Annotated in this window: 15 protein-coding genes and 1 pseudogene; 5 read left to right on the top strand and 11 right to left on the bottom strand. The window is 43.6% G+C overall.

All coding sequences use genetic code 11. The annotated features are described in order from the left end of the window. Window positions 1-32: 32 nt before the first annotated feature. Entirely contained in the window at window positions 33-1,148 is a 1,116-nt protein-coding gene (gene wecB, locus KDW99_RS03185) for a non-hydrolyzing UDP-N-acetylglucosamine 2-epimerase (protein ID WP_255827880.1), read from the bottom strand. 101 nt (window positions 1,149-1,249) lie between these two features. After that, window positions 1,250-1,570 (bottom strand): MarR family EPS-associated transcriptional regulator, encoded by a 321-nt coding sequence (locus KDW99_RS03180; protein ID WP_255827879.1) that lies wholly within the window; start codon window positions 1,568-1,570, stop codon window positions 1,250-1,252. A 277-nt stretch (window positions 1,571-1,847) separates the two neighbouring features. Here KDW99_RS03180 and KDW99_RS03175 point away from each other — a divergent pair. Together KDW99_RS03175 and KDW99_RS20500 are read left to right on the top strand one after the other, a co-directional pair. Next, a pseudogene (locus tag KDW99_RS03175) lies at window positions 1,848-3,026 on the top strand (MBL fold metallo-hydrolase); the annotation flags it as partial. Continuing rightward, window positions 3,000-3,287, top strand: a complete 288-nt coding sequence (locus KDW99_RS20500) for an MBL fold metallo-hydrolase RNA specificity domain-containing protein (RefSeq protein WP_370646894.1) — start codon at window positions 3,000-3,002, stop codon at window positions 3,285-3,287. The pseudogene KDW99_RS03175 and the gene KDW99_RS20500, both read left to right, overlap by 27 nt. Before the next feature lie 51 nt (window positions 3,288-3,338). Here the strand turns inward: KDW99_RS20500 and glmS are convergent, their stop codons facing one another. Both glmS and glmU read right to left on the bottom strand, forming a co-directional pair. Next, entirely contained in the window at window positions 3,339-5,165 is a 1,827-nt protein-coding gene (glmS, locus tag KDW99_RS03170; RefSeq protein WP_255827878.1) for a glutamine--fructose-6-phosphate transaminase (isomerizing), read from the bottom strand. A gap of 279 nt (window positions 5,166-5,444) precedes the next feature. Beyond that, the gene (glmU, locus tag KDW99_RS03165; protein ID WP_255827877.1) at window positions 5,445-6,806 is read right to left on the bottom strand and encodes a bifunctional UDP-N-acetylglucosamine diphosphorylase/glucosamine-1-phosphate N-acetyltransferase GlmU; all 1,362 of its coding nucleotides are present in this window, start codon (window positions 6,804-6,806) and stop codon (window positions 5,445-5,447) included. Window positions 6,807-7,099: 293 nt separating this feature from the next. Between glmU and KDW99_RS03160 the strand changes: the two genes are divergently transcribed. Next, complete coding sequence (locus KDW99_RS03160; RefSeq protein ID WP_255827876.1) at window positions 7,100-7,654, top strand: MSMEG_1061 family FMN-dependent PPOX-type flavoprotein; 555 nt, start codon at window positions 7,100-7,102, stop codon at window positions 7,652-7,654. A 12-nt stretch (window positions 7,655-7,666) separates the two neighbouring features. Here KDW99_RS03160 and KDW99_RS03155 read toward each other — a convergent pair whose 3' ends face one another. Continuing rightward, window positions 7,667-8,587 (bottom strand): LysR family transcriptional regulator, encoded by a 921-nt coding sequence (locus KDW99_RS03155; protein ID WP_255827875.1) that lies wholly within the window; start codon window positions 8,585-8,587, stop codon window positions 7,667-7,669. Window positions 8,588-8,755: 168 nt separating this feature from the next. Here KDW99_RS03155 and KDW99_RS03150 point away from each other — a divergent pair, with 168 nt between their 5' ends. Next, entirely contained in the window at window positions 8,756-9,349 is a 594-nt protein-coding gene (locus KDW99_RS03150) for an FMN-dependent NADH-azoreductase (protein ID WP_255827874.1), read from the top strand. A gap of 93 nt (window positions 9,350-9,442) precedes the next feature. Here the strand turns inward: KDW99_RS03150 and KDW99_RS03145 are convergent, their stop codons facing one another. After that, window positions 9,443-11,605, bottom strand: a complete 2,163-nt coding sequence (locus KDW99_RS03145; RefSeq protein WP_255827873.1) for a Tex family protein — start codon at window positions 11,603-11,605, stop codon at window positions 9,443-9,445. A 377-nt stretch (window positions 11,606-11,982) separates the two neighbouring features. On the opposite strand from KDW99_RS03145, the gene KDW99_RS03140 reads away from it, so the two are divergent. Next, window positions 11,983-12,381 (top strand): H-NS histone family protein, encoded by a 399-nt coding sequence (locus tag KDW99_RS03140; protein WP_255827872.1) that lies wholly within the window; start codon window positions 11,983-11,985, stop codon window positions 12,379-12,381. 100 nt (window positions 12,382-12,481) lie between these two features. On the opposite strand, the gene KDW99_RS03135 is transcribed toward KDW99_RS03140, so the two are convergent. From KDW99_RS03135 to rsd, 5 genes are all read right to left on the bottom strand, one after another. Then, entirely contained in the window at window positions 12,482-13,624 is a 1,143-nt protein-coding gene (locus tag KDW99_RS03135) for an LPS O-antigen chain length determinant protein WzzB (RefSeq protein WP_255827871.1), read from the bottom strand. Between the two features lie 92 nt (window positions 13,625-13,716). Further along, window positions 13,717-14,427: a tRNA (guanosine(46)-N7)-methyltransferase TrmB gene (gene trmB, locus KDW99_RS03130; protein WP_255827870.1), complete on the bottom strand. Its 711-nt coding sequence runs from the start codon at window positions 14,425-14,427 to the stop codon at window positions 13,717-13,719. A gap of 185 nt (window positions 14,428-14,612) precedes the next feature. Continuing rightward, the gene (locus KDW99_RS03125) at window positions 14,613-15,092 is read right to left on the bottom strand and encodes a DUF423 domain-containing protein (protein ID WP_255827869.1); all 480 of its coding nucleotides are present in this window, start codon (window positions 15,090-15,092) and stop codon (window positions 14,613-14,615) included. A 3-nt stretch (window positions 15,093-15,095) separates the two neighbouring features. Next, window positions 15,096-16,079 (bottom strand): WD40 repeat domain-containing protein, encoded by a 984-nt coding sequence (locus KDW99_RS03120; RefSeq protein ID WP_255827868.1) that lies wholly within the window; start codon window positions 16,077-16,079, stop codon window positions 15,096-15,098. Then, the gene (gene rsd, locus KDW99_RS03115; protein WP_255827867.1) at window positions 16,051-16,521 is read right to left on the bottom strand and encodes a sigma D regulator; all 471 of its coding nucleotides are present in this window, start codon (window positions 16,519-16,521) and stop codon (window positions 16,051-16,053) included. The genes KDW99_RS03120 and rsd overlap by 29 nt, the downstream gene beginning before the upstream one ends. Window positions 16,522-16,679: the final 158 nt, after the last annotated feature.

Here is a 16,679-nt window from a genome sequence, read left to right as displayed (position 1 = left end):
CATGGTCCGCCTCAAGGCGGGACCTAGATTTATTATTTAGCCAAAATACCGCAAATTCGCTGACAAGCTTTACCATCACCATAGGGATTATGAGCTCGGCTCATTTCGCTGTACGCTAGGTCATTCGTTAGCAGTTCATTTAGGGCCGTGGTAATTTTTAACACATCGGTTCCAACCAACTTCACCGTACCAGCGTCTACCGCCTCAGGGCGTTCTGTTGTATCACGCATCACCAGTACGGGTTTACCTAGACTAGGAGCTTCTTCTTGAATACCGCCGGAGTCGGTCAAGATAATGTGCGCTTTGTTCATTAAGTAGACAAACGGAAGGTATTGCTGCGGCTCAATAAGATGCACATTATTCACATCGCTCAAAATGCGATTCACCGGTTCCTGCACATTGGGATTTAAATGCACTGGGTAAAGTATTTGAACATCAGGGTGCGCTTTTGCCGTTTGCGCCAATGCTTCACAAATACGTTCAAATCCACCACCGAAACTTTCGCGTCGATGGCCTGTCACAAGTATCAGCTTTTTACTGCTGTCTAGCATAGGAAATTGAGCAGCCAGAGAATCGGTTAAAACAGTGTCAGATTCAATTTGAGCTTTCACGAGAAGCAAGGCATCAATAACGGTATTGCCTGTTACATGGATATTGTCACTGGTGTAGTTTTCGTTAAGCAGGTTTTGCTTGGAATTTTCTGTCGGCGCGAAATGGTACTTTGTTAAGGCACCGGTTAACTTGCGATTACCTTCTTCAGGCCAAGGTGAGTAGATATTACCCGTACGCAAGCCCGCTTCTACGTGCCCCACGGCAATTTGCTCATAATATGCGGCTAGGCTAGCAGCGAAAGTAGTGGCTGTGTCACCGTGAACCAGTACAACATCGGGTTTAAATTCTTTTAGTACTGGCGTTAATTCAAGCAAAATTCGGCTGGTGACTTCGGGCAGAGTTTGTCCCGCCTTCATTAGATTTAAATCATAATCTGGTGTTATTTTAAAAAGATCCAATACCTGATCAAGCATCTCGCGATGTTGTGCGGTAACACACGCTTTTGCTTCAAAGCGTTCATCTTTAGCAAACGCATGAACTAAAGGGGCCATTTTTATTGCTTCAGGACGGGTACCAAAAACGGTAAGTACTTTCATTGTGTTCTATGGCTCTTTTTTGGTTAATTTAATTAAATCTTCATCAAGTTTTTCATTGTCAGATCACGCCTCGTGCCTCGTCTCATCCGGCCTACGGGGCATTATGTTTTCACTTCTTGCCTTAGTTGCTCTATTTCTTTTTCTAGGGCTTCGTGTTCTTTTAATTTTCGTTGCAAAAAACGCTGTGTAAGAGAAACCTTTTCTTCTATGCCTTTTGGGGTGAGTAGGTATAAATAGCCTATTTTGTTAGTGCTGTTTTTAAAGTTTTCCGCTTTTATCAGGCCTTTTTCTATTAGTGCTTTTAGGCAAAAGTTGGCTTTTCCTAGGCTGATGTCTAGACGCTTAGCAAGTTCCCGTTGGCTAATGTTTGGGTCTTGTTGTAGTTCTTTTAAAATCTTGTAATGATATTCATCAGTCAACATAAAGATAACCTTAGCAGAGTCAGCCTATTCAAAGCCAAAAACGTACTTCCCTATCCCTTCACCTAGTTGTTTTTTGACAACTACAGAACAGCGTTCAACATGTGAACAATCTTAATTTAAAACCTCTAAGCATGCAAAGAATGTGATCCAAAAGTTCTTCAGAAGCTTGACTGAGGTCTCCAAGGCACACGAAAGAATTCGTGAAAAAGCATCAACATATAAATTCTAATATGATTAAATTGTAAGCTCTTGTTTAAAAAAATACATAAGGATTTGTATGTTATCTATTAAGCACTATGGAGCTGTGCAGGGTGTGACGGGTTCTTGTCATGAGTTGTTTGTTGATTCTGATCAGTCTGTGTTGGTGGATTGTGGTCTGTTTCAGGGGGCGGAGACGTCTGGGTCTGGGGCGGATTCAAACAGTTTAGAAATCGATTTTGATCTGTCGGCTGTTCAGGCGTTGGTGATTACTCATGTTCATATCGATCATGTTGGGCGTTTGCCTTATTTGTTGGCGGCGGGATTTACGGGACCGATTTATTGCTCTAAACCCAGTGCTGAGTTATTGCCTTTGGTGATTGAAGATGCGCTTAAGGTGGGTGTGACGCGCAATGCCAGCATAATTAAGGCGTGTTTGGAGCGCTTGGCATCGCAGTTAGTTCCGCTGGATTATAAAACTTGGACTGACGTTCCTTTAACTTCCAACAATACCACCAAAGCACAAGTGCAGATGCGTCGTGCTGGGCATATTTTGGGTTCGGCTTATGTTATTTTCAGAGTCTCTAATGCTGAAATTAGATCCCAAGAAAAACGCTACCATGATGTGTTGTTCTCAGGGGATTTAGGTGCACCCCACTCGCCTTTATTACCTGCACCACAATCGCCTTACCGTGTAGATCAGCTTGTTTTAGAAAGCACGTATGGCGATAGAAATCATGAAAAACGCGCAACAAGGCGCAAGCACTTACAGCAAAGTTTAGAGCATGCGCTCAGTGATTCTGGCACTGTGCTGATTCCAGCTTTTAGTATTGGCCGTACGCAAGAGTTGCTGTATGAGCTGGAACATATTATTCATCAGAACAAGCTAAAACCTGTTAGCCAGACTCGCTCCGGTGTTTCGTTAAATTGGGAAGACATCGATATTATTATTGATTCACCATTGGCGAGTCGTTTTACTGAGGTGTATCGATCTTTGGCGAACTATTGGGATGATGAGGCAAAGCACCGCGTAAGTTCAGGTCGCCATCCGTTGAATTTCGAGCAAGTCACGACGATTGATGGTCATACCACCCATTGACAAACCGTCTCTTACCTGCAGCGCCAAACTCGCCCCGCTATTGTTATTGCTGCCTCAGGCATGTGTGCTGGCGGTCGTATTGTGAATTATTTAAAAGCTTTGTTGGGTGATGAGCGTAACGATGTGTTGTTTGTGGGCTATCAGGCAGCAGGCACACCAGGGCGAGATATTTTGCGATATCACGACCAGCCAAATGGTTATGTGGTGTTTGATGGGGAGTGTTATGCCATTAACGCAAAAGTGCAGCAGATCAGTGGCTATTCTGCCCACGCTGGGCAACGGGATTTATTGAATTTTATTAAGCGTATGCGAGTGAGACCAAGAAAAGTACATTTGGTCCATGGGGATGATAGTGCCAAGCGGACGTTAAAGGGGTTGATTGAAATAGAGCATCCAGAATGTGAAGTGGTGGTACCATGATAGACCTCCAGCTGTCACCCAAAGAACAACAGCCAGAGGTTTATTACAGCCCTATTCCACCGTCACAGACTTCGCTAGGTTGCGAGGTTGATCTACATCGGTGCCTTTAACAACAGCTACATGGTAAGACAATAACTGCAGTGGGATGGTATGCACAATTGGCTCTAGGATGCTGTCTACTTTTGGCACTTCGGTGAAGGTGATGTTGTCTTCGTTATGCAGGTCTGTGTCTTTATCCGCAAAGACATACAGTTCGCCACCGCGGGCGGCGACTTCTTGCAGGTTTGACTTAAGTTTGTCCAACATGTCGTTATGTGGAACCAAGGCAATAATCGGCATGTCTTCATCGACTAATGCTAATGGGCCGTGTTTCAGCTCGCCTGCAGGGTAAGCTTCCGCATGAATATAAGAAATCTCTTTTAGTTTCAGGGAGCCTTCTAGTGCAATTGGGAACATTGTGCCGCGTCCCAAAAATAGCGCATTGGTTTTATTGGCAAATCGATCCGCCACTTTCTTAATGTGTGCATCTGCCAATAAAGCATCATTCACGTAAGCAGGTAAAGAACGCATGGCTTGAACCAACTCTTTTTCTTTTTCTGCGGACAAGCCGTTTTCGACAGCAATGGCCACACTGGTAATCAATAATGCTGTTAGCTGAGTGGTAAAGGCTTTGGTTGATGCTACGCCAATTTCAGGGCCGGCATTGGTCAACAGAGTAAGCGCTGACTCACGCACTAAGGTGCTTGATGGCACATTACAGATGGCTAACGTGGTTAAATACCCCAGTTCTTTTGCCATACGTAGAGCTGCTAATGTGTCAGCCGTTTCGCCCGATTGCGACAAGGTCAAAAATAAAGTTTTCTTTGGCACGGCTACTTTGCGATAGCGATATTCGCTGGCCACTTCAACAGTACATGGTAAACCCGCTAAATCTTCGATCCAGTATTTTGCTACCATGCCGGCATGGTAACTGGTACCACACGCAACGATGTGTACGTTTTCGATTTCTTTTAAGAAAGCAGAATCCACCCCAAAGCAGCTAGTCAGCACCTTGGTTTCACTGATACGACCTTCTAGACAAGCACTGATCACTTTAGGTTGCTCGTAGATTTCTTTCATCATGTAATGACGAAATTCGCCTTTGTCTGTCGCATCAATATTGTGGTTAAACACGCTAATAGGACGATCTTGCAACTCGCCTTTTGCATCATAGATAGACACTTGGTCGCGGCTAACTTCTGCTATATCGCCTTCTTCCAAAAAGATAAATTGGTCAGTCACATGCAATAGCGCAAGCTGATCTGAGGCAATGAAGTTTTCTTCGATACCAACACCAATAACCAGCGGACTGCCTTTACGAGCCGCTATAAAGCGTTCGTTGTCGTCTTTTTGCACAACGCCAATGGCAAATGCGCCATGGAGTTTGGTTAATGTTGCTTGCACTGCTTTCAGTAAATCTGGCTGTGTTTTCATTGCATCATGAATAAGATGAACAATGACTTCGGTGTCTGTTTCAGATTTGAATTCATAACCTTTAGCTTTTAATTCGCTGCGCAATGGTCCGTGATTTTCAATAATGCCGTTATGAACTAACGCCAAATCATCACCGGAAAAGTGCGGATGCGCATTCGCTTCGGTTGGCTTACCATGGGTTGCCCAACGAGTATGGGCAATGCCCATTTTTCCATCTAGCGGCTCTGCTGCAAATTTATCTTTTAAAGCTTGAACTTTGCCCACAGCACGGTGCGAATAAACACCTTCTTCGTTGTTAATGGCAACACCAGATGAATCATAGCCACGATATTCAAGGCGACTAAGTCCTTCAATTAAAATTTTTGATACGTTACGGCGTGCAATGGCGCCAACTATTCCGCACATGAGAGAGTCCTTTTTTTCTGTGAAAAAAGGGGTCAGATCCCTTAAAATTAATATTAAATAGTCTAATTACGAATGTTCTGTAAAAGGGATCTGACCCCTTTTCTATTCCGTCATTCCCGCGAAGGCGGGAATCAATCACTTATGGTCATCGGAAATAACCCTATTTAGACAACACCACTGGTTTCCAGCCTTCGCGGGAATGGCAATCGTGGCGTGGCTATAATTATTAGCGCCGCAAGCGGCGAGGAATTACACCCAAAAAGATTAAAAGCTAAAACGTTACTTTTTGGTTGGTCGAGGCCAATTGTCTTTATTCGTTTGTCGCGCTCTGGCGAAAGCCAATTGCTTCTCGCCCACTTGTTTCGTGATAGTCGAGCCGGCCGCTATCGTCGCACCTTCAGCCACTTGCACTGGAGCAACTAACGAGGTGTTTGAACCAATGAAAACATTATCGGCCACCTGCGTTTGATGTTTATTCACGCCGTCGTAATTACAGGTAATGGTGCCCGCGCCAACGTTCACGTTCGCCCCCATTTCTGTGTCACCAATGTAGCTTAGGTGATTGACCTTGCTGCCTTCGCCAATGATGGCTTTTTTGGTTTCAACAAAGTTGCCGATCTTGGCTTTATTAGCAAGTTGAGTACCTGGACGTAAACGAGCAAAGGGACCTATGTCGCAATTTTCACCAACTTGGCTGTCTTCAATGAGGGTGTTGCTTTTAATAATGGTGTTATCGCCAATGGTGCAGTTTTTAAGGTGGCAATTTGGCCCAACTTCCACGCCAGCACCCAGTATTACTTTGCCTTCAAAGACACAGTTTACGTCGATCACCACGTCGTTGCCGGTTGTCAATTCTCCACGCACATCAATGCGGGATGGATCTAGTAATGTTGCGCCATTTTGCATAAGGCTAATGGCTTGCTGGTTTTGCAGCTCACGCTCCAATGCGGCAAGCTGAACACGGTCATTGACGCCAGCCACTTCGGCTTCATTTTCAGGGTTCACCGTAACGATATCCACACCATCACGTGCCGCCATGGCAATCACATCGGTCAGGTAATATTCACCTTGAGCGTTGTTGTTCGTTAGCGATGCAAGCCAGCCTTGTAGATGATTATTTGGCGCAAGCAGAATGCCTGTGTTCACTTCATTAATCGCAAGCTGGCTAGCTGTGGCGTCTTTTTGCTCCACAATCGCCGTCACTTTGCCTTGATCATTGCGCACGATACGCCCGTATCCTGTTGGATTATCAAGAGAGATTGTTAACAAAACCAAAGTATTAGAATCAGACAGCGCCGTCATTTTTTGCAATGTACTGGCACGGATTAGCGGAACATCGCCGTAAAGCGTTAATGTCGCGCCATCTGCTTGAAGGAAAGGCGCAACGCGACGTAATGCATCGCCAGTGCCTTGCGGATCATTTTGCCAAACAATATTGGCCGAAAAATCCTGACAATTTGCCTCGACTTGTTCGCCTTGGTGGCCAACAATTAAATGTAGTTTTGATTCAGGTAGTGTACTTGCTGTTGTGAGTACTCGTTTTACCATGGCGATGCCGCCAACTTTGTGCAATACCTTGGAAAAGGCTGATTTCATTCGACTGCCCTTTCCGGCAGCAAGAATTACGATATCCTGAGTCATGAGCATCCTTGAATTGGTGTCTTTTAATAATGAATATTACTTATTCGAGCTATTAGACCTTTTTGCCCAAACCGTCACAACCCAAATTGTCACAAAAAAAATGACAATTTTTATAAAAAATCATAAACCAATGATTTTCAAAGCATCTCAAAAAACTTAGCTCAAAGATTGTCAGAAAGTAATTACTCTGATGCTGATGCGTTACATTACAGCATCAGCAGTATAAAATAGCCGCAAAAATTAATGAAAACCATTATCGAATGAATTACACACCACTATAGTAAAGGATTAGCATGAGCCAAATCAGCGAACCAACACAACTTGATGAGCTTTATAATGAGGCGCATCCTTTAGCCTTGAAAAAAGAGATTGATGCACTAGAACAGCATTCCATCACCTTCATAGAACACTGTCCTTTTATTATCATGTCGACAACGGATGAGAATGGCTTTGCAGATGTGTCGCCTCGTGGCGGCGATGCAGGGTTTGTTATAGTGCTGGATTCAAATACCATCGCCTTTGCCGACACGGCGGGTAATAATCGCTTAGACAGTTTGAGAAATATTGTAGAAAGGCCAGAAGTTGGCCTGCTTTTCATGATTCCGGGGATCGGTGAAGTTGTCCGTCTAAAAGGTCACGCCAGCTTACATACCGATAACGAGACGCTGGCGTTATTTGCCGAAAATACTAAACTGCCAAAACTTGTGGTCAAAATAAACGTACATAAACTGCTGTTTCATTGCCCCAAAGCCATTGCCATTGCAAAACTTTGGAGCGAAGAAAATAAAGTAGAGCGTTCTTTTTTACCTTCCCTGCTGAGTATTATTCAAGATCAGGTTCAGGAATAAAGCTGGGCTTGATTAAGGCGCTTGCGAAATGGCAGAGCGTCTTGGACACGCATTGCATTCAGCTTGAAGGAGTTCTACTAATAGACGCGTCGCTGGGCCAGTTCGCTCGCCTTTGCCAAAAATGGCATACATGTGAAAGTTGCGTTCGCTTCCAGAAACCAGTTTCAGTCTTTTGAGCTTACTACTTTGCAAGGCGTATTCTAAATCGGCCTTGGGCAACCACGCGAAACCAATGCCGCTTGTCACGATTTCCAGTGCGGATTGCACGCTTGATACCGTCCAGCGTCGATCTGTACCCAGCCAACCCGCATCGACAGAAGTTTCCGATGCGGAGTCTCGGATGACAATCTGCAACTCGCGGCTCAGGCGTTCGTTATTAATTGGGTCTGCTTCTTGGTGCAAGGGATGGCTCGTCGCGGCGACGGCGATCATTTCCACTTCGACTATGGGGTCTGCCAAATAGCCTTTGGGTACGATAGAGCTAAGTACAAGATCTGGGCTGCCTTTTCGCAGTGCTTCTTCGCCTCCACTTAATACGGCTTCTTTTAGCTGGACTTGTGTGCCTTGGCTCTGTGGTTCGAAAGCTTGCAAGGCTCGCAGCAAAGCAGGCGTCGGGAACGCCTGATCGACTACTAGCTCTAGTTCTGGCTCCCAACCTTGTCCAAGTGTGTGAGCCAGTTCTTCTAGATCTACCGCTTCTTTTAATAAATGCCGTGAACGACGCAACAAGACTTCACCTCGCTCTGTTAGCTTGGCTTTTCGCCCCTCTATAATTAATAACGGATAGCCTAGCTGCTCTTGAAGCTTTGCGACTGTATAACTGACAGAAGATTGGCTTTTGTGAAGTGCTTCTGCCGCTTGCGCAAAACCGCCTTTATCGACAACAGATTGCAGTACTCGCCATTGCTCTAGGGTTACTCTTGGGGCTTTCACAGTCGCTCTCTTGTAATTCGTATATGAAAGATTAATGTATCGTATTTTTCGATCAATATCTCCAAAAAATGTCGCTTTTTAATCGAATAACTTGGTTATAAGATAGCTTCATTATCAAGTGACGAGCCATCTTGGCTCACTTAAGATTACCGAGGAGAAATTATTAAAATGGCTACTTTATTACGTATTGACTCTAGCGCTTCTGGCGAAAACTCTAAATCACGTCAACTAGCAAACGAGTTTGTTGAAAAATGGTTGGCAAAAAATCCTGAAGGCCAAGTGGTTGCTCGTGATGTAACAGCGAACCCACTACCTCACTTTACTGGCGAAACATTGGGTGCTTTGTTCACTCCAGAAGAAGATCGTTCTGCTGAGCAACAAGCTATTGCTGCGATTGGCGATGAGCTAATTGCTGAATTAGAAGCGGCTGACCTAGTTATTGTTTCTGCACCTATGTACAACTTCGGCATCCCTTCTACATTGAAGTCTTACTTTGACTATGTTGCTCGTGCTGGCCGTACATTTAAATACACTGAAACTGGCCCTGTTGGTCTTGTAAACAAAGATGCTTACATTTTTGCTGCAAGCGGTAGCTTCTTAGCGGGCGCGCCAGTCGATCATCAAGTACCACACATTCAAACATTCCTAGGCTTCATTGGTCTAAATGTGAAAGAGACTTTCATTGCTGGTGGTCAAGCAATGGGCGAGCCAGGTGAAGAAGCGTTCAACACAGCAAAATCACAAATCGCCGTAGCTGTTTAATACTAACTTTTCCCCTTTAAGTTATTGTTATTGGTTATGCCTAAAAACCGATTAGAGTTTTCTAATCGGTTTTTTGTTTTCAGGGACTTTTGATCAAAGCCCATTCGCTTTCAGGGCAATGCGCTTACGTTGTACGTCCACTTCTAACACGGTGACCTTGACTACTTGCCCTACTCGCACTAGATCTCTTGGGTCTTTGACAAATCGATCGGCCAATTGCGAGATATGAATCAATCCGTCTTGATGCACTCCTAAGTCTACAAAGGCGCCAAATGCTGCCACGTTGGTCACAACGCCTTCTAACTCCATGCCTTCGTGTACATCTTCCAGCTTTTGCACGCTGTGATCAAAAGACGCATAACGAAACTCGGGCCTTGGATCTCGGCCAGGCTTGGCAAGTTCATTAAGTATGTCTGTATAAGTAAAATCGCCTGCCTGGGCAAAGCTTGGTGCCGACAACTTTAACTGCTGCAAAGCGCCGCTATTATTAAGCAAGTCATGGGCTTTTAACTTTAGTTGCGCGGCCATTTTTTGAACCAATGGATAGGATTCAGGGTGCACGCCAGACTGGTCTAAGGCTTCTTTGCCATTGAGTATTCTTAAAAAGCCTGCGCACTGCTCGAAGCTTTTATCACCGATGCCTTTTATCTTCAATAGCTCACTTCTGGATTCGATTCGCCCTTTTTGCTGGCGATAATCCACGATATTTTGCGCTAATCGATTGGTTAGCCCAGAAACATAAGACAGTAAGGATACCGAGGCGAGGTTAATATCCACCCCAACGCGGTTTACGCAATCTTCCACCACGTTTGCCAGTGACTTAGACAACAAGGCTGCTTTGACGTCATGCTGGTACTGACCAACGCCAATCGCTTGAGGGTCAATTTTCACTAATTCAGCAAGGGGATCTTGAAAACGACGAGCAATAGACACAGCACCTCGAATAGTGACATCTAAATCTGGAAATTCTTGTATTGCGATGGGTGACGCCGAATAGACAGACGCACCCGCTTCGCTGACCACCACAGCTCGGCAATCTAAATTCGATTCGCTAATGAGCGCTTTGACTAGTGCTTCTGTTTCTCGTGATGCCGTTCCATTCCCAATCGCCACCCAACCAATGCCATGCTTGTGTATCAGCTTAGAAAGCACTGCACTGGCTTCTTGTGTGCGATTTTGAGGCCCATGAGGATAAATAACACCGTGATCCAGTAAAGAGCCCTGTTCGTCGATAACGGCCAACTTAACGCCGTTACGAAAGCCTGGATCAACACCCAATACTCTATAAGCGCCAGCCGGTGCAGCCATTAATAAGTCTTGCAAATTATCAGCAAAAACCTGAATAGCGCCTTCTTCTGCCCGCTCTTTCAATTGAGAAAGAACATCTGTTTCTAGTTTAGGTAGAAGTTTATTTTCCCAAGCATGATTTAAATACTTACGCTGCAAAGGCGTTACTCGATGGGATTCTGGCAAACTTGCATCAAGCAATGAATTAAGGTGGGGAAGAATTAATGTATCTGGATAATTTTGCTCATTTTTTAGGGAAACACTTAATTTTAATATCGACTCTTTTTTTCCTCGAAAGAGCGCAAGCAAACGATGGGAAGGCACTTTAATTATCGCTTCTTGATAATCAAAATAATCTCTAAATTTTTCACCTTGCTCCTTTTTACCTCGCAGCACCCTACTGGTTAAAAGACCGTCTTTGAGCAATATTGCACGACCCTTTTTTAGAACCTCGCTGTCATTAGCAATTGCTTCATTCAATATTTCAGTTGCCCCTTCTAAGGCAGACTCTGCCGACAGGACAATATTATGCTGTTTACACCAAGCGTCGATTGCGGACAAGGTATCAGAGCGCTGGCCGGACCATATTAACGCAGCCAGAGGCTGAAGCCCCTGCTCTCTAGCCTCATCCGCTTTTGTCTTACGGGTTTTCTTAAAGGGCGAGTATAAATCCTCCAATTCATTTTTAGAGACAGCGCTTTGTATTTTTTTTCTTATGGTGTCTGAGACATTTGTATCGCCTGCTAATAACGCAAGGATGCTTTCTTTACGTTTTTTTAATTCGACTAAGTATTGCCATCTATCGTAAAAAGACCGCAAATCCATATCGCTCATGCCGCCTGTATTTTCTTTTCTATACCGCGCAATGAATGGAACGGTTGCGCCTTCTTCGAATAATTGAATAATATTGTCGCTGTATTTTTTTAATATAGAAAACTCTATTCTTAAGTTATCTGATATGGAATTCATTTATTACCCTATTGTTTACACTTTTTTAACGGATTAAACGCATTATTTTGTTAGCATGTTAGGTTGTTTTTTATTAAAATCCACACACAAACTTGAAATAGTATAAAATTACATCACAATGTACTGATATCAATTCAATGTTTTTTTACGGTACGAATTAATATTCAATTTGCAACATAAGATAAAACACGTTTTTCGTCTGGTTAAGATTTACTATCAGATTTAAAAACACTTTATCTTTTCCGATCTTATGGAAGTTTCGAATTTATGAATTTTAACACATACCGCTGGCCATAAAAGATGGATCTCTTTTTCAGTGCAGGACCAACCAGTTCTTAACAGGCAACCAGTTCTTAACAGATAATTAGGAGACACCAATGAGTTTATTACTAGAATTAGCAGGCAACAAAGCCAAAGCACGTGCAGCAGCAAAAGAGCTAAACGTTGCGCAACTTGAAAACCTAATTGCAGGCTTCAACAACGCGCTTGAAAAAGCAAAAGAAGAAGAAGCCGCTCGTGAAGCAGAGCAAGCTCAAAAGTCTGCTCGCGCTGAAGAAATCGCAAACCTAATCGCGAAAAGCGGCTTAACAATGGAAGAAGTAGCATTGCTAACGACTCCAAAAGCAGGCGCAACTAAAGGCAAAACGGTTGAACCTAAATATCGCCTAACAGTGGCTGGCGAAACTCACGAATGGACTGGCCGTGGCCGCACTCCTAAAGTATTCCAAGAATACTTTGATGCCGGCAACAGCCGTGAAAGTGTAGAAATCAAATAACTATTTATTTCTACCTTTATTTAAATAATAAAAAAGCGACTCGTTGAGTCGCTTTTTTATTTCAAACTAACTTAAGCCATATTTACTACTTTTGAGTCATTTACTTTTCTCTAAACGCAAACCTCACCAGCACAATAAAGCAACCTAACATCCCTCCCAGCAGCACTCCTAAAACAGCAATAAGAGGCCTTTTAGGTGCAGTTCGACTAAGTGGCTTTTCTGGTGCCTCAATGTATTGAAAAGTATTAAAAGACACATTTGAATTCACGTTCAAAACATCTAACAAGTTCAGCTTTGAACTAATTGTCTGTAATCTTGGCTCTATGACGCTAAGCTGATCAGCACTAAGACCCTCTAAAACTTTTACTTTAGCTTCGAGTGCATTAGCTCCAATATTGATGGCAAATATCTCTTGATCTCCTAAATTCTGCTGAGGCCCATCTAAACCTGCAGCTTTAGCTATCTGCAAAGCATATTTAGCAAGCTCCGTCTCACTTTGCAAGCGACTCTTTGCCTGATCCACTAACATGCTTTTTTGCTGAGTTAATTCACTAGATTTAGAATCAACTGTGGATTTGAGATTAGCAAGCACAAGCTCTCGCGCCTTAGCTTCAACATATTTAATGTACCCGTTCAAAAAATCAAGACTTTCTTTAGCATTCTCACCATTACCTTTTAGAGAGTATGATTCTGGCTGGTCTTTTGATTTTATTGCAGCTGCTGTTAGCTTTTTATACCACTGGTTATACAATTTAGACTCTTGGGCCCGAGACTCATCACCCTCACTTGTTTGATGTATTGTTTTTAACTCTTCTTCAAAACCATCAAAAGAAGTAATGTAGTCTTTTTTATTACTTCTAGCATTGTACTGCTGTAAATAAATTTGAAATAGTTTTTCGGGTGAAACAAAGCTCATTAACTGCTGGCTAATCAGAATAGTCCCACCTTGATAAACATCAAAAATAGGCTGGAAATCATTCACCATTTTTTGGTAATCTGCAAAAGCACTTATCTGAGGCTCTGTAATGATAGCCTCTGTTGTCCACTTTTCTTTTGCTAATAATGCGTAAGCAATTGCTATTACTGTGCAAAAGATAGTCACCACAATGATTGTAAACTTCCCCTGCCATAGAGCCAAGATAAGCTCTTTTAAATCAATCTCATCATCATGACGATCAAACCGATATTTTGCTATATCTGAACTTTGTTCCATTTTTCCCTGTGATAGCTGACCTTTTGTCACAATACGCCTCTCCATAAAGGAATAAAATTATTCAAATCTAAAATATATCATCTAAATATACCGATAAGGGCATGTATTAGCCATTTATTCGATTACCTTTGTTTTGTATAAATCAAATCCCAAACACCATGACCTAAACGTTCACCACGTTGCTCAAATTTGGTCAATGGACGCGATTCAGGACGAGGGTGGTACTCACCTTTACCTGCTGCGTTTTCATAGCCTTCTTGGGCTTCCATTACTTCCATCATGTGCTCGGCATAAGGCTGCCAATCTGTGGCCATATGAAAGTGTCCACCGTCTTTTAATACATTCGCTACTTGCTGAGCAAACAACGGCTGAACAATACGACGCTTATTGTGCTTTTTCTTGTGCCAAGGATCTGGGAAGAACAACTGAAAGGTGCTGGCTGTGTTTTGCGGTAAGCAATTTGCCATGATTTCAATCGCGTCATCACAGTAAACACGTAAATTAGTAATGCCTTCTTCTTTTGCCAGCATCATCAGTTTGGCAACACCTGGTGGGTGCACTTCGATACCGATAAAATCTTTCTCTGGCGCGTTTTTCGCCATTTCAACAAGCGAAGCTCCCATGCCAAAGCCAACTTCAAGCACCACATCTGATTCACGACCAAATACTGTTGTGTAGTCAATTCGCCCATCAGCAAGATCTAAACCGTACACGGCCCAGTTCGCATCGTAATTCTTTTGTTGGCCTTCCGTCATGCGACCACCACGTACAACAAAGCTGCGAATGGTGCGTTTCTTGATAGGTTCTTGAGTATCGTTTTCTTGCTCTTGCATGGTTAAATATCGCTTCAGTGTGTTCTATTTTGATGAGCTGACACAGATCTAATACGTTCGTTTTAGATCAATCATTGGCCAATCGTGTCTTTTGGGTAAGACTAGCGGGGCGCTATCCTACCGAAAAAAGCCTTTAATGTCCTGCTTTTTTCGGTTCGTTTATTAAAGCCTAGACTATGTATTGTCTATGAATTATGACTGCTTGAACGCCATAAATGCCATATCAAAATCCCCCAAGCAATGAGGTAGCACAACCCACCCAATGGCGTCACCGCACCTAATATGGTGTACCCCGTTAAAGCCATGACATACAAACTACCAGCAAACAAAACATTGCCAATAATAAGCAGCCACAATATGACTTTCGTCGAAGGTATATATGCAGACAACGCCACCACGGCTAATCCGGCTAAAGCATGATACATAAGGTATTGGCTGGCCGTATGCCACCAGCCTAGCGCTTTCGGGTCCAACATATCGGTTAATGCGTGGGCACCAAATGCTCCAGCAGCAACCGAAATAAAAGCTTGAGTTGCAAAAAAAGCGCCCCATTTTAGAGGAAGATGAACGGATACTTTGTTTATTTGAAATTGTTTGGCCTGCTCTTGCTGAGTGTCGTTTTGCTTAGCAAGAAGTAAAGCAGACTCGTCGTCGTGATAAGACATGAATTATTCCAATACGTTTAAATAACCATTACTACCAATGGCGTAATAACGATTACCGGTACCAAAAGCCAACGCTAAAACACTGGCACCACTAGGTCGACTTTTTGGAGTAAAAAGCTCCCACTCTTTTTGAACGGCGCCTGTACTGACTTGCACCAGGGTGACTCGGCTATTCACTTCACCAAGCAAAATAGATCGATCATCTTTGGAAAAGACCGCTTGGCTGATGCTGGCGTTACGATACTGCAATGCGCCAGTGTCTATTTTAGTTAGCTCTTTACCCGTTGCCGTTGACCAGATTTTTGCGTTTCCTAATTGGGCGGCACCAAACGCATATTTACCGTCAGCAGATAACGCCACACTGCCAATGATATTACTTAGTGGCCACTGGTATTTCTTTTCGCCGGTCTGCATATCCCAGAGGATGACATTGGAAAAATCGTCTCCGGTTATGCCCATCATTCCATCAGGTGTCACATCGACTGCACGGACGGTCGCGCCAGTTCTGAGCGTTTGCTTAATACCGCCTCGTTTTATATCGAAGAAACGAGCCGTCTGGTCATTCAAACCAACCAAGGCATAATCGCCATTTTGGGTGAGTTTTAGAGATTGGATGTCACCAGGGGTTGTCCAGAAACCATCTGACTTTCCTGTTGATGTATTCCATAAGACGAGCGTTCGAGCACCACCCGTGGCCGCAAATTGGCCACTTGGATCAATATCCACACCATACAGGGAAGTGTAATCGCCTTGGGCATGATTCCAGCTAAAGCGACGCTCATTGACGGCGTTAACCCAGAAGCTGCCGCCATGTTGGATGGAACCAACCAATGACGTGGTGCCGTCATCACTTAGCACAGCAGAATAAAAACCCTGCGTAGCGTATTGAGCCGTTCGAACTGGCGCCTCTCCCGAGCAAGACAGTAAAGCGACCGAGCTGAAAGCGATTAAACTAAGCTCAAGCGCTTTTTTCACTGTGCGCTTCATGTAATTCCTTAATCAGCTGGTCTTCGTACTGAAAGCGCTCAGCCATCACCACAGCCAAAGCCTGAAGTGAAAAAGGCAAGGCCTCAAGCTGGGCATTACAATGCTCTTTGGTGTCGTATTTATCGTTGAACTCAATAGCCACCTCGGTGGTGCTATCAATGAGAGGCAACAACTCACGCAAAAGATTCGCAGCACTGTCGTCATGAAACTCTTTTGCTTCTAAAGCCAATTGTTCATAGACAGTAAAGTGGCCAGCAGAAACATAGTCGACCAGCAGCTCACAAAAGGTTTGGATTTTAGGCGTATCCGTTGGCGTTAAATCTCCACGCTCACGCAAATAAATGCCTGTTTCCAATAGCTGTCGACGCTGTTCTAACCATCGGTCAATAATAATGTGCACTCCGCCCCATCGTTCTTGGGCTGTTTTACAACCTTCTAACATATTAAGACTCCATCTGGCATTAATTATTAATAAACTTTGTCTCAAGCATATTCCGATACGTTACCCCCTGCAAGGTAATAGCCAGAGGGATTTGTAACCTTTTTAGAGTGTTTTATTGGATTACCGTATTCGATAATCCTTTGCCAAAACACTCGCAA

Origin of the sequence: Marinomonas rhizomae, from assembly GCF_024397855.1 — a bacterium.
In the GTDB taxonomy this organism is placed as follows: Bacteria; Pseudomonadota; Gammaproteobacteria; order Pseudomonadales; family Marinomonadaceae; genus Marinomonas; species Marinomonas rhizomae_A.
The sequence above is the reverse complement of the archived record's forward strand: the minus strand, read 5'-3'. Positions and strand labels throughout refer to the sequence as shown.